This window comes from Curtobacterium uvaldense (assembly GCF_028307415.1).
Lineage (GTDB): Bacteria > Actinomycetota > Actinomycetes > Actinomycetales > Microbacteriaceae > Curtobacterium.
On sequence record NZ_JAQMHU010000018.1, the window covers coordinates 25110 to 37757 of the forward strand.

A 12648-nucleotide genomic window follows, 5' to 3' on the forward strand; every position below is an offset into this window, starting at 1 on the left:
CCACCCTGCCAGGGCGACGTGTGCGTGCGGTCCCCTCCACAGCGGAACGGGAGGCGCGGTGCCAGCCGGCACCGCGCCTCCCGTCCGTCGTGCTGCGGGTCCTAGGCCTGCACGTCGCCGCGCCAGCCCGGCTCGGTCGGGGCGTTCTCGACGCGCTCCTTGTAGTTCTGCAGGTCCTTCTTGACCGCGTGGCCGCCGACACCGACGGCGGAGCCGAGCTTCTCGAGGAAGCCCGACGGCTCCCAGTCGATCTGCGCGGTGACGCGGGTCTCGTTGTCGGACAGCTTGTGGAACGTGACGACGCCCGCGTGGTCGGTGTCGCCGTCCTTGACGGTCCACGCGACGCGCTCGTCCGGGTGCTGCTCGGTGATGACGGCGCGGAACTCGCGCTCCTGACCGGCGACCTTGACGGTCCAGTCGGTGGTCTTGTCGTCGACCTGGACGATCTTCTCGACCTCGTCGAGGAAGTGGGGGAACTCCTCGAACCGGGTCCACTGGTCGTAGGCCTGGCGGACGGGGACGTTGACGTCGACGGTCTCGATGATCTGGGGCATGGTCGCTCCTTCGTTTCGTCGTGCTCTTCGGGTTCGTGACCGACGCTATGCCGGTCCGGCTGGAGGGTCCCCAGGGCAGTGTCCCCCTGCTGCGCCGTATGCTCGACGGGATGAGTGGCAACGGGAAGCACGCGTTCGACGAACGGGACGAGCACGGCATCCGGGTGCGCCCGGCCCTGGCCTCGGACGTGCCGCACATCCAGCGGCTCATCGCTCCGTACGTCGACCGGCGCATCCTGCTCGGCAAGGAGAACGTCGCGCTCTACGGCTCGATCCAGCAGTTCCGGATCGCCGAGGGGCCGGACGGCACGCCGATCGGCTGCGGTGCCCTCGCCGTGTTCTGGGACGACATCGCCGAGGTCCGCACGCTCGCGCTCGACGCCGACTGGATCCACAAGCGGGTCGGCCACCGGATGCTCGAGGCGCTCGAGCACGACGCCCGGGAGCTCGGCGTCGCCCGCATCTTCTGCCTGACGTTCGAGGTCGAGTTCTTCGCGAAGCACGGGTACCTGGAGATCGGCGAGCAGGTCGTGTCGCCGGACGTGTACGCCGAGCTCGTGCGCTCGTCGGACGAGGGGGTCGCGGAGTTCCTCGACCTCGCCCGGGTGAAGCCGAACACGCTCGGCAACACCCGCATGTTGAAGATCCTCTGACCGGGATCCGCTGACCGGGATCCTTCGGTTGGTCGGGGGCCACTGATCGGCGATCCGCTGCCTGTGGATTGCTGACGCGTTCGGTGACGCATCGGCGTCGCGTCGCTGCGGAGAGACCCGTTCGCCCTACCCTGTGCGCATGTCGTCGTTCCGTCACCCTGTCGGACCCGAGTCGTCCGGTGTCTACTGGCGTCGTCGCGCGCTCGTCGCCGGCGTGCTGCTGCTCGTCGTCGTGGTGGTCGTGCTGATCGTGGTCGGGCGGGGGAGTGGGGCCTCGTCCGCGTCGGCGCCGGGGGCCTCGCCGTCGGCTGGCGGTGGAGCCGCGTCCGACGGCTCCGTGGCCGCGTCCGGGGCGGCGTCCGCTCCCGCTGGTGACGGCTCCTCGTCAGCCCCGTCGGCGTCCGCCACGGCACCCGCTTCGGCCTCCGGTGACGCCACGACGTGCTCCGAGGACCAGATCGAGCTCACGCCGGTCGTCGACAAGGGCACCTACGGGCCGACCGAGGACCCGCAGATCGCGATGTCGATCACGAACACCGGCTCGGACTCGTGCCACATGGACCTCGGCTCGGCGCAGCAGGTCCTGACGATCAGCTCCGGGCAGGAGCAGTACTGGTCGTCGAAGGACTGCCAGACGGGCGGGACGAACCAGGACGTCACGATCAAGGCGGGGCAGGAACTCACCACGCCGGCGATCGCCTGGGACCGCACGCGCTCGTCGACGACCACGTGCGACGGTGCTCGGCCGTCGGTGCCCGGTGGCGGGGCGAGCTACCACCTGCAGGTGTCGGTGGGGGACCTGGAGTCGAAGGAGTCGGCGCAGTTCGTGCTGAACTGAGCTGATACGCCGCGCGTGCTAGCCTGAACGCAAGTGGATTGGGAATGCCCGATCGGCGTCCGACCCCCGGCTCTGCCGGGGGTTTTCGCTTGTCCGGAGCGGGGTCCCGCTGCTCAGGGGTAGACCTTCAGTCCCCACCCAGCGACGGAGCCGCCCGGAGACTTCGGCATCCGTTGCAGGATTCGTTCCCAAGCCCGGTTCGTCCTGTCCGGGTGCAGAAGGTGCGTGCCGATCGGCCTGGCTACGAGATCAGCCAGCTGCAGACCGGTGCTGTTCGCTTGTTTGTGGGCGATGCAGAAGCGGAAGGTTTCGGGCATGCCGCGCATCTTGGTTCGTCGCATGATGCGGTCGAACTCGTCCTCGAGCTCTCGATCCTCCAACCGTCCGCGGCTCTCGAACACGACCGTTGTCTCGCGGCGGGAGACGCCCCGAGCCTGCAGCTGGAGGAAGACCCGCTCGAGACCGTACTCGAGTGCGACGTGGTACGGGCTCGTGTCCAGCCCGACGCGATCCCGGAACTCGGTCTTCCTGATCGCCGTGGCCACGACGCCGAACCGTTCTTCGAAGAGTTGATCGATGCGGCTCATGAAGGCCGCCCTCGTCTCGGCGTTGAGCAGGATGTCGAAAGGCGGCTTCGACTGGCGAATCTCGCGTTCGTGCAACACGACCATGTCGTGGTTGAAGAAGTCGAACTTCAGGCGTTGCACCAGCGGTACGATCCGGTCGACGTAGAGGTCGATGGGGAAGATCGAGAAGGCGAGCACGAACATCGGGTAGTCCGGGTTGATGCTGGTGAGACTGTGATCCCCGCTCTCGTCGACGTAGACCACGAAGCCGCTCCCCATGAAACGGCAGCATATCAGCAGGCGTCCCTTGCGCTCGTGCGCCGATGGTCTGCGTCTCGAGGGGCTGCGGCGCGCCCGGCACGTCATCCGAGTGACGCACTCCGTGCCGGGAGCTGTCCACGCTGCGTCATGCTGACAGAGTGTCGGATCAAGGAGTCGTGCGGGAGCCAGCCTCGGCCTACGAGCGTGATCACGGCGTCGAGCCGGTGAAGATCGCGACGCTCAAGGGGCTCCGGAAGCGCGCGAAGCGCGGTCTGTTCGAACCCGCGGACGACACGATCTGGTCGGACGGGGTCCGGAGCGAGTAGCGGCGCTGCTGCCGAGGGGCTGCTCCCGGACCTCCTCCTAGAGCTGCTCCTCGACCGATCCCGGTTCGAGTCCGGTCATGAAGTCGTCGAGGAACGTCTGCATGTCGAACGGCTGCGCGCTGTCTTCCGGTCCGTGGTGCGTGGAAGTCATGCCACCACGCTACGTCACATTGCTAGGGCGTCTAGCGATTTGTCCGGAAGCGGCGCTGCCCGGAGACGATGCTTCCTGGCGGCGAGGCTGCCCGGAGGGGGCCCTGTCCGGAGGCGATGCCACCCGGACATGCGAACGGGCCCGCCGTCCGAAGACGACGAGCCCGTTCCGAGCAGCTGAGGTCAGCCGATGACCGAGATGTTCTCGGCCTGCGGGCCCTTGCGGCCCTCGGTGATCTCGAATTCGACCTTCTGGTTCTCCTCGAGCGACTTGTAGCCGTTGCCAGCGATCGCGGAGAAGTGCGCGAAGACGTCGGCGCTGCCGTCGTCCGGAGCGATGAAGCCGAAGCCCTTTTCGTTGTTGAACCACTTGACGGTGCCAGTTGCCATGATGGCGTTTCCTTAACTTTCTTGCCAGGCCACGTTCGTTGCCTGTCTTGCGAGACGGCTCTTGCTGCCGCCGATCCACCGACGGTTGTCGTCAGATCAGTGCGTCCCGCGGGCATGGGCCGGTGGGACGGGTTCGGGGCCAGGCGACCTGGGAAGATCAGTGACCGATGGCGCTCGAAGGTGCAGAGCACCGGAAGAACGATGGACTCCCGCCGAAGCGGTTGAGACCAACCTACCGTGCTGTGGCCGCAATGGAAGAGGCAGCGCCCACTTCTGTGCAGGATCTCCGCCTCGCAGCCGTTCCTGTTCGCCGTCGGCGTGCAGATCTGGTGGACTAGGGGTGATGGCAGACAAGGAACAGCGCTTCCGGAGCGAGCAGCTCGAGGAGGCCCTCGCGAAGCAGGACGTCGCCGCGGTCGCGTTCGCCCTGCGGAACGACATCGTGATCGTCCCCCGGCTCGTCACCGGCAAGAAGGACATGCAGGTCCGCGTCTTCGGCCGCGAGGGCTCGGACAAGCGCATCCTGCTGCTCTTCTCGTCCGCCGATGCGTACACCGCGATGGTGCCGGACGAGAAGGTCCGCCAGGTCATGGTCTACGACGGCCCGCGGCTCGACGAGTTCCTGGCGGCGCACCTCGACTCGCTCGAGGGCGTCTTCTTCGACATCGCCGGGCCCCACACGATGCAGGCGGCACCGTCGGACCTGCTGGCGGCGCTCCGCGCGTAGGCGCGGGCCTGGGCGGCGTCGGTTCGCTGTGGAGGCGCGACGCGCGCCCGTCCTGCGGCTCGCCACGGGCGATCGGTCCGGTCCGGCCTGGTCCGGTTCGGTCAGAGCTGGTCCGGTCCGGTCCGGTCAGGGCCGTCGGTGCCGGTTCCGGTCAGAATGCGCGGTCGAGCTCGCGTTCACGGACCGACTGCGTCAGCGAGAACGCGACGCGCAGCGCCTCGCGCAGGTGCTCGGCGTCCGCGCCGAGCACGGTCGTGAACCCGAGCCGCGAGGCCTCGTTCGCCCGCTGCTTCGCGCCCGTCGCCGGACGGATCTCGCCGGCCAGACTGATCTCGCCCACCGCCGCCAGTGTGTGCGGGTACGGACGGTCCCGCGCAGCGCTCGCCAGGGCCAGCGCGATCGCCAGGTCGGCGCCCGGCTCGGTGAGCTTCATCCCGCCGACCGTCGAGACGTAGACGTCTGCATCGGACAGCTTGAGGCCGGCGCGTCGTTCGAGCACGGCGAGCAGCATCGCCACGCGTGACGCGTCGACACCGTTCACGACCCGGCGCGGCTGCGGTGCGGAGCTCGGCACGACGAGCGCCTGCACCTCGACCGGGAGCGCACGGCGTCCTTCGAGTGCCACGGTCACGCACGTGCCCGACACCGGGGTGCCGTTCCGCGACATGAAGAGCCCGCTCGGGTCCGGGACCTCGTGGATGCCGTCGCCGGCCATGTCGAAGCAGCCGACCTCGTCCGTCGGGCCGAAGCGGTTCTTGAGGGCCCGGACGAACCGGAGCGCGGTCTGTCGGTCGCCCTCGAAGTGGCAGACCACGTCGACCAGGTGTTCGAGCAGTCGCGGCCCCGCGATCGTGCCGTCCTTCGTGACGTGGCCGACGATGAGGACGGGCAGCGACCGCTCCTTCGCCACCCGGATCAGGGTCGAGGCGACCTCGCGCACCTGGGAGGTGCCGCCGGCGATGCCGTCCACCGTGCTCGACGAGATCGTCTGCACGGAGTCGGCGATCACCAGGTCGGGCTGCACCTGGTCGATCTGCCCGAGGATGACGCCGAGGTCGACCTCGCTCGCCAGGTAGAGCTGGTCGTGCATGGCGTTCGTGCGCTCGGCGCGGAGTCGGACCTGGTCCACCGACTCCTCGGCGCTGACGTAGAGGACCCGCTTGCCGGTTGCTGCCGCACGGGAGGCGACCTCGAGCAGGAGCGTCGACTTGCCCACACCCGGCTCGCCGGAGAGCAGCACGGCCGCCCCGGGGACGATGCCGCCACCGAGGACGCGGTCGAACTCACCGATGCCGGACGTCCACCGCTGGACCCCGGTCCCTCGGGCCTCGGTGATCGGTCGGGCCACGCGCGCTCCAGCGACGGAGACGGCAGCGGTCCCGCGCGAGCTCGCCGCGGCCGCCGTCGTGTCCTCGACCGTGCCCCACGCCTGGCACTCACCGCAGCGGCCGACCCACTTGATGCTGGTCCACCCGCACTCGGTGCAGCGGTAGAGGGACTGGGTGCGCGCCATGGCTCGAGGCTAGAGCGCCCCGCCGACACCGCGGTGCCGCGGAGCGTGCCGGCCGTGATCGGTGTCCTCGCCGTGCTCGTCGTCGGCGCCGCGCTCGTCGTCCTCGTCGTGCGCGAGCGTCCGGTCGTGGCCGCCTGGCTGCTCGGGCAGGGGGATGCCGCCCGTCATCCGCTGCCGCAGCCGCTCCACACGACCGGGTCGGTCGCCGTGGTCGAGCTCCGACGCGTACTCGACGTCCTGCTCGGCCCGGGCGCTCGCGACGGCGCCGGCCTCGCGACCGAGGTCCTCGGCCTCGCGTGCGGACAGGTAGTGCCGGATCGCGGCGACGGTGTCCACACGGGCATCGACCGCAGGCTCGAAGGCGCTCGCCCAGATCTCGTACCCGCGGTCGTTCGGGTGGAACAGGTCGCCGTAGCTGTTGAAGAACGTCCGACGGAGCCCGACGCGCTTCGTGATGACGTGGAGCGGCGCCACGGTCAACCCGAGTTCGGCGGCGACACGGTGCACGATCTCGTTCGCCACGGCGACCTTGCGCTCGCGGTCGGGCACGAACATGCACGGGAGCTCGGCGACGATCGCGTGCGACGGCACAGCGCTGTAGATCGCGCGGATGTTCCGTTCGAACTTGTCCGGGTGGAAGTCCGCGATGTCGTTCGCCCCGATCGACACCGTGCAGACGTCCGGCGAGTACTGCCGCAGTTTCGGGAGCTGGTCGTGCTTCGCACCCCACGTCGTCGCGCCCGAGACGCTGAGGTTCACCACCCGCACCGACATGCGCGATCGGTGCCGGATGCGGCGTGCCAGGAGGCCGACGTACCCGCGCCCCGGAGCGGTCGCGCCGACGCCCTGCGCCGCAGAGTCACCGATCGCGAGGTACGTCAGCTGGCCCTCGTGCTGCAGGCGCTCCCGCCACCAGTCGGCGTGCACGGGGAGCATGTCGACCACGCGCTGGGACGCGGCTCGCTGCCCCCGGATCCCCGCGCGGGCGCCGAACGCGCCACCACCCACGACGGCGAGCCCGCCGATGACGGAGGTGAGCAGGGCGACGAGGGTGCGGGTCTTCATGCCGGAGACCGTACGCGGGCTCGCTCGCCGCGGGCTCTGCTGAGGCCGGCCCGTGGATGGACGGCGGGACAGCGCCGGCTGTGCAGGGGAGTGGCCCGTGGTGGTCGTGAGCACCGCCGGAGTCGTGTAAACTCTTTCCCGGTACCGTGTCCGAGCGGCCGAAGGATCATGTCTCGAAAACATGTGTGGGGGCAACTCCACCGTGGGTTCAAATCCCACCGGTACCGCCACAGAAAACCCCCGTTCACGCGGGGGTTTTCTTCCTTTGAGGAGCGTCTATGGTGCACTCTCCTGTGTGCACGACTCCGCGCCGTGGCGGCCTCCTCTTTGGCAGCGGGGTAAGCCACGGCGCGTCGGATCCGGTATGCCAGGCCCACTCGCCTGTTCCTCGAGTGTGCGCTACGAAGCGCAGGCCTTCACGTCGGTCCCCGCTGGGCCTCGCCACCGTTTTGCGCCGCTGAAGCTCTAGATCAGCGCACAGATGTGTGGCGAAGGCCTGAGGGGGCCCTAGAGCCACAGGCGCAGGGCCAGCCGCGACTGTGGCGCTGGGGTATACCTCAGAGCTCCACAGTGATGGTCAGCCTCGTACAGCTGTCTCGCATACAACCGCTACTGGGCGAAAATGAACGAACCTCTAGGAGGAGAGGTGCGAGATCACTTGGCTCCGAGCGTGGCTGGGCGCCGAGAGGTCGCGGCCGTGTGTCTGCGGCGCTCCACGTTTGGCGTGGGACTCAGGGTTCCCTCGCTTAGCGACAGCCTGAGGTGAGGCCGATGGGCGCGGGCTCTGGGCACCAGTCGCGGACGGGGATCGGGACGTCCCACTGGGCGTCCTTGAGTGCAACGATCTGACGTTCGTAGGTGTCCGTCATGTGTTCTCTCCTTGACGGGTGACCAACGTTGTTTTGACCTTCCGGGCATGAAGAGAAAGGCCGGCGCGGAGCTCGGAGTGCATGAGCGTGGGACCGGTCGGCGGCGAAGAATCTCGAGCGATATGAGGGAGCTTGCGGCCGCGTTCGAGATTGTTCGCCGACAGGCGGCGCAACAGCGCCTGCGTTGCGTGGAGCGTGGAGCGTTGGCATGATCGCGAGGCCGGACAGGTCGAAGACCAGTTCTTGAGCCGGCCAGCTGTACCGGCTCTATCCATTGACCTCTGTCGTCGGTGGCGCGAGCTCCGCTCACCTGCGTCGACCTGATGCTCGCCGCGGTATCGCGGCCGCAGCTGCCGACTTTTGCCTAACGACCGCCGCCGATTGTCCGACAGCGTTCATGTGCCTCGGTCGGACGGAGCGCGGCCGGCCGATAGGGCGGCGCCGAGGCGCACGCGGGGGCGTGTGGCCGCGCGATCGCGTCATGGCTTCCCTCATCGAGCTGTGACGCCCGCTGGGGGAGCGGAGTGGTTCCCTCGGTGTCAGCCCTGGAAGGAACCCATGCCCAATCAAGCGGACCGAGTCGCCTTGCGGTACCGAGTCCTGACCCCGTTCGTCGCGTTGTTCTTGAGCGTCGTGATCACTGTGGGGCTTCAAGCGCTGAACCCGCCGCCGGTGTCGTCGGAACCCGGCGATGAGCTCAACGGCGTGGTTTCGGGGCTCGCGCTCTACCTGGTCGGCGCTGCTGGCCTGATCGCCGCGGCGACGGCGACGGCATCGTTGTACCTCGCCGATGACCGGAAGTGGTGGCAATTCGTACTCCAAGGGCTGAACCTCGTAGCCGTGTACCTTGCTGCGATCGCGGGTCTGCTGGTGCTGCGCGTGGTCCAAGCCTCGCTCTTCGGGTAGCCGGGGGGAGCACGAGGGGCACGCGCCCTCGCAAGCGCCGGTGGCGTCGGAGGCCCGGTCTAGGTTCGGGCCGCACCCCCGTTTCGGGGGCGCCTCCTCTTGCGGGGGTATAGAGCTCTCACGCGGCCGTGATCTGGGTGGGGCGCCGGGCGCCTTGACCTCAGTTGTCGGGATCGAGTGCTCCGAGTCGCTTCCGCACCTCGACGAGTACACGCATGTCATCGGCGTCGACACGCACGCCAGAACACACACCTACGTCATCCTTGACACCCGCACTGGCGGCATCGTCGACACCGCGACGTTCCCGACGAGCCCTCCCGGTCTCGCTCGCGCATTGGCATGGCTCGACCGTCGAGCATCCGCAGGACGGCTTGCAGCCGTCGAAGGAATCAGCTCCTACGGGGCATGCCTGACCGAAGCGCTGCATCAGGCCGAGATCCCCGTGGTCGAAGCATGGCCACCACGACGAGCCGGCCGCGGAGCTCGCGGGAAGTCCGATCCCATCGATGCTGAGGCCGCAGCCCGAGCTGTGCTGCGCACCGACATAGCAATGCTCTCCTGGCCCAGGAGCGGCAGGATCCGGTCGGCGCTGCGCGTGCTGCTGGCTGCGCGGCGGTCGATGGACAGTCAACGGACGGCGAGCCGCAACGCGGTCACGGCGCTACTGCGCACGATCAACCTCTCGGCATCGACGTTCGGCACCCGCTGACGGACATGCAGATCGCCTCGATTGCAGCATGGCGGCACCATCCCAGCGACGACATCGACATGCTCATCGCTCGCGCCGAAGCGGTCCGCCTCGCTCGTGACGTCATCGACCTGACTGGCAAGCTCGCAGCCAACCACGACGCGCTCCGGCAGTACGTGTCGGCTCTCGCGCCGTCGGTGCTGCACATCGCCGGCGTTGGCCCTGTCTCAGCGGCTGTGTTCCTTACCGCGTACTCGCATGTCGGCCGAGTCCGCAGTGATGCCGCGTTCGCGTCCCTCGCGGGCGCGGCCCCGATCCCCGCCTCGAGTGGCAACACCAGCAGGCACCGGCTGAACCTGCATGGCGACCGACGGTTGAACTCGGCGCTCGAGACCGTCGCTCGTGTCCGGCTCTCCTACGATCCCGACACCCGCGCCTATAAGCAGCGTCGTCTCGCCGAAGGGAAGACCGGAAAAGAGATCAAGCGCATGCTCAAGCGGTACATCGCCCGACAGATCTACCGACACCTCACCGTTGCCCTGACCACCGGCTAGACCCGCTCTACTCAGTGAAGTGGGCGGCAGTAGCTTGAGTGCCGTGGTTCCGCTGATCTTCGGCACGCTCGTCCTGCTCTGGGGAGCCTTCGTTGTGTGCTTCCCTCGACTCGTCGCTAAGTGGGTTCGCTCAGCCGAGCGAGCCGGCCTGACTTGGAGTCCGCTCGCGCGGTGGGGAACGGGGTGGGTGCGGATGCTAGGAGCCGCCCTTGGTGCCATCGGCCTCATCACAGCGGTCACGGGGCTGTTGGACCTCCTCCAATCCTGAACATTGCAGGGCATCGCGGAGCTCGCTCTCAGTGCTAATCCGCGGCACAGACGCTTGACCTGAGGCATAGAAGGGTCGGGAGTGGCCGAAGGTGCCGCTGCCGCCGTCTGCTTCTTCTCGCATCATCGCCAGTAGCGCGCAAGCAGCTCCCGGTTCGGATGCGCTAAAGACGATTCCGGGACGACTCGAGGGGCGCAGGTAAGTGGATGCACCTCAGGCTCGTGTAGAGCGGTCGCTTCCCGGAGCAGATTTGGCTGCGTACGCCGCGCGACGACATGAAGCGACGCGGACCGACGGTCTACTCGACGTGAACGCGTCAGCTGATCGCCGCAGACCCGCCGCGAACGGACCGTCATCGTCAACCACAGCGGCGCACGCGCTTCTCGTCTTCGCACTGACGCGGCCTGGGTAGGGCGAGTGCTCTGTTGGCCCGTCAGACAGCGTCCCAGGCGTCGCGAACATCCTCGCACAGACGCAGCGATTCCCACGTGTCGAGTTGAACATAACGAACATGACTTACTTCGAGGGCGAAAACGGGCCCCCTCGGGTTTTCGATCCAGGGCCTATCCGGCATATAGTTTCTACTCGGTGTCGCCTTATTGTGCGCTCGCCACAGGCGGTCGGCTGTGACGACCCAATCACGCGCGGTACGGAGGTCAAGGATGCGCCCAACGTTTTGTTCTATTGTCGCCCAGGATTGCTCGGTTCGATCGATGACGGGAACGTGGAGAAGAACCAGTAGCTTAGCTTTGAGGCCGGCCTCGATGGCGTCGAGAACCACGTTGCCGCCATGGCTATGTGCATAGACAGTATCCAGTTGCTCGATGGAGCGCCTTTCGCACCAGCGAAGAAGCTTGTGTGTTCCGTCGGACCGCGCTTGGTCCGTCAGGTGGCCAGACCAACGAACGTAGTCTCGCCCAGCGAACAAGTTGTCTGACGCGCCACCCCGGACATGGCCGGAGAAGTCGGAATGGGGGTCGTACCATCGTCTAGTGTCGGTAGTCAGTCGAGCGAATGTGCCGTGCACCATGATGCTCGTGGTTCTATCACCGTCTTCTTGCTTATCAAGTTCTTCATCATCGCTTTCACGGGCGCCGACTGCTTCGGTTCGCTCGTCGTCGGGCCCACCAGTGTCATCGGTCGTATCGGGCATAGCAGCTGTAGGTTGCGTTAAAGCGGCTTTGTTCGTCCCATCCTGGCTTGCATCAAGCCCCCGGCTGTCCGTCATTGTGTCGCCGACGTACTGAAGAAGATTCAGTACGCTGTCATTCGCCGAATCCACTGTTTCCGCTAGCGTCTGCAGCACTACAGCGTCTTGCGTGCGGCCCAGCATCTGAAGAATCGCCGCAGCGACTGCACGTACTTCTTCTGCTGGGTCCCGTAGCGATTCGGTAAGCAAAGCGATCGCCGCTCGTGCGGATGACCGCTTGTCGATGTTCAGTAGGAGGCGCTCAGCGTCATCGTGGTCGATTGTTCGGCGGTCCGCGAGCTGAGCAATGAAGGGTAGCTCATCGCCTTCGTTCAGTTCGACAGAAGTTTTCCTGGCTGGTCCCGTGCCGCCAGCGCGCCGTAAGGGACGGCCAAGAGCCGCTCGGCGGAGCCAATCAAGGCTCCGAGTGCTTGCCTCTTCTGTCAAAGGGCCGGGCAGTGGTGTGGCAGACACCAGTGGATCACCTTCATCGAGTATGCCTTTAAGACGTTCTTCCCGAGGGTCATCGTCGAGGTCGCGCCGTGTTGCCCGTGTTGCTAGCGCAACCCCCATGATCAGCAACTGAGTTGCCCGCTCCTGTTCACTGCGTGCGACCCAAAGCGGAGGGACGTCACCGTGAACAGCATCCATCTCGGCCAATTCTCCCCCGCTCGCTAGGGCTAGCACTACGACCGGCGGCCGGGTGTGCCCGGTGAGCACAGTAGCGGAGAAACGGAAGAACAAGGCGGAAACTGCGAGCCGCAGTGTCGAATGCGCCCCGTTAGGGTCTCGAGAGCCTCGAAGGAAACACTCGCGGTTCCTGGTGGCATCGGATTCGGGTACGCCGGCGACCTCAAATCGCTAGGCGCACACTCTTCAATCTCACGGGCTCACAGCGGCACCCACTGACGCCTGCCGGCTCTTAGGAGTCACTGTCAATGCTGCAAGGTACGGCGAGGGTGGCAGGAATGCGGAACGCGTCGCTCGACTCAGGCGCATCGACGAATCACTAATAGGCCCCGCGTCCTCCGCCGCTCGCGGACGTCCGTCCATCCGAACGCCGCGGGGCGGAAGAGTGGGCAACATCACCGATAAGACATTCATCCATCGCCACATGGTACTTTTGAGAAA

11 protein-coding genes, 1 tRNA gene and 1 pseudogene are annotated in these 12648 nt (G+C 67.0%); 7 read left to right on the forward strand and 6 right to left on the reverse strand.

Features of this window, described 5'->3' with window-relative positions; all coding sequences use genetic code 11:
- Positions 1–101: 101 nt before the first annotated feature.
- Positions 102–554: an SRPBCC family protein gene (locus PIJ49_RS11430; protein WP_066651432.1), complete on the reverse strand. Its 453-nt coding sequence runs from the start codon at positions 552–554 to the stop codon at positions 102–104.
- Between the two features lie 110 nt (positions 555–664).
- Here PIJ49_RS11430 and PIJ49_RS11435 point away from each other — a divergent pair, with 110 nt between their 5' ends.
- Together PIJ49_RS11435 and PIJ49_RS11440 are read left to right on the forward strand one after the other, a co-directional pair.
- The gene (locus PIJ49_RS11435) at positions 665–1207 is read left to right on the forward strand and encodes an amino-acid N-acetyltransferase (RefSeq protein WP_209684599.1); all 543 of its coding nucleotides are present in this window, start codon (positions 665–667) and stop codon (positions 1205–1207) included.
- A 139-nt stretch (positions 1208–1346) separates the two neighbouring features.
- Positions 1347–2045 (forward strand): hypothetical protein, encoded by a 699-nt coding sequence (locus PIJ49_RS11440; protein WP_144411190.1) that lies wholly within the window; start codon positions 1347–1349, stop codon positions 2043–2045.
- Between the two features lie 113 nt (positions 2046–2158).
- Here the strand turns inward: PIJ49_RS11440 and PIJ49_RS11445 are convergent, their stop codons facing one another.
- Positions 2159–2890 (reverse strand): DUF3800 domain-containing protein, encoded by a 732-nt coding sequence (locus PIJ49_RS11445; protein ID WP_066651435.1) that lies wholly within the window; start codon positions 2888–2890, stop codon positions 2159–2161.
- 158 nt (positions 2891–3048) lie between these two features.
- Here PIJ49_RS11445 and PIJ49_RS11450 point away from each other — a divergent pair, with 158 nt between their 5' ends.
- Complete coding sequence (locus tag PIJ49_RS11450) at positions 3049–3198, forward strand: hypothetical protein (protein ID WP_271826633.1); 150 nt, start codon at positions 3049–3051, stop codon at positions 3196–3198.
- A 333-nt stretch (positions 3199–3531) separates the two neighbouring features.
- On the opposite strand, the gene cspE is transcribed toward PIJ49_RS11450, so the two are convergent.
- Positions 3532–3738, reverse strand: a complete 207-nt coding sequence (cspE, locus tag PIJ49_RS11455) for a transcription antiterminator/RNA stability regulator CspE (RefSeq protein ID WP_022904520.1) — start codon at positions 3736–3738, stop codon at positions 3532–3534.
- 343 nt (positions 3739–4081) lie between these two features.
- Between cspE and PIJ49_RS11460 the strand changes: the two genes are divergently transcribed.
- Complete coding sequence (locus PIJ49_RS11460) at positions 4082–4465, forward strand: SseB family protein (RefSeq protein WP_251154309.1); 384 nt, start codon at positions 4082–4084, stop codon at positions 4463–4465.
- A 151-nt stretch (positions 4466–4616) separates the two neighbouring features.
- On the opposite strand, the gene radA is transcribed toward PIJ49_RS11460, so the two are convergent.
- On the reverse strand, positions 4617–5978 hold the full coding sequence (gene radA / locus PIJ49_RS11465) for a DNA repair protein RadA (protein ID WP_251154308.1): 1362 nt from the start codon (positions 5976–5978) through the stop codon (positions 4617–4619).
- A 9-nt stretch (positions 5979–5987) separates the two neighbouring features.
- Positions 5988–7043 carry an SGNH/GDSL hydrolase family protein gene (locus PIJ49_RS11470; RefSeq protein ID WP_271826634.1) on the reverse strand — a complete coding sequence of 352 codons (1056 nt, stop codon included), beginning with the start codon at positions 7041–7043 and terminating at the stop codon, positions 5988–5990.
- Positions 7044–7183: 140 nt separating this feature from the next.
- Here PIJ49_RS11470 and PIJ49_RS11475 point away from each other — a divergent pair.
- The 3 genes and pseudogenes from PIJ49_RS11475 to PIJ49_RS11485 all read left to right on the forward strand — a co-directional run bounded on the left by PIJ49_RS11475 (position 7184) and on the right by PIJ49_RS11485 (position 10060).
- A tRNA-Ser gene (locus PIJ49_RS11475) sits at positions 7184–7273 on the forward strand.
- A 1197-nt stretch (positions 7274–8470) separates the two neighbouring features.
- Positions 8471–8818 carry a hypothetical protein gene (locus tag PIJ49_RS11480; protein ID WP_271826635.1) on the forward strand — a complete coding sequence of 116 codons (348 nt, stop codon included), beginning with the start codon at positions 8471–8473 and terminating at the stop codon, positions 8816–8818.
- Between the two features lie 172 nt (positions 8819–8990).
- A pseudogene (locus PIJ49_RS11485) lies at positions 8991–10060 on the forward strand (IS110 family RNA-guided transposase).
- A gap of 701 nt (positions 10061–10761) precedes the next feature.
- Here PIJ49_RS11485 and PIJ49_RS11490 read toward each other — a convergent pair.
- Positions 10762–12177 carry a hypothetical protein gene (locus PIJ49_RS11490; RefSeq protein WP_271826636.1) on the reverse strand — a complete coding sequence of 472 codons (1416 nt, stop codon included), beginning with the start codon at positions 12175–12177 and terminating at the stop codon, positions 10762–10764.
- Positions 12178–12648 lie beyond the last annotated feature (471 nt).

Coding starts and splice junctions, on each gene's coding strand:
- PIJ49_RS11430 (WP_066651432.1), bottom strand. CDS start 554: ATGCCCCAGATCATCGAGACCGTCGACGTCAACGTCCCCGTCCGCCAG.
- PIJ49_RS11435 (WP_209684599.1), top strand. CDS start 665: ATGAGTGGCAACGGGAAGCACGCGTTCGACGAACGGGACGAGCACGGC.
- PIJ49_RS11440 (WP_144411190.1), top strand. CDS start 1,347: ATGTCGTCGTTCCGTCACCCTGTCGGACCCGAGTCGTCCGGTGTCTAC.
- PIJ49_RS11445 (WP_066651435.1), bottom strand. CDS start 2,890: ATGGGGAGCGGCTTCGTGGTCTACGTCGACGAGAGCGGGGATCACAGT.
- cspE (WP_022904520.1), bottom strand. CDS start 3,738: ATGGCAACTGGCACCGTCAAGTGGTTCAACAACGAAAAGGGCTTCGGC.
- PIJ49_RS11460 (WP_251154309.1), top strand. CDS start 4,082: ATGGCAGACAAGGAACAGCGCTTCCGGAGCGAGCAGCTCGAGGAGGCC.
- radA (WP_251154308.1), bottom strand. CDS start 5,978: ATGGCGCGCACCCAGTCCCTCTACCGCTGCACCGAGTGCGGGTGGACC.
- PIJ49_RS11470 (WP_271826634.1), bottom strand. CDS start 7,043: ATGAAGACCCGCACCCTCGTCGCCCTGCTCACCTCCGTCATCGGCGGG.
- PIJ49_RS11480 (WP_271826635.1), top strand. CDS start 8,471: ATGCCCAATCAAGCGGACCGAGTCGCCTTGCGGTACCGAGTCCTGACC.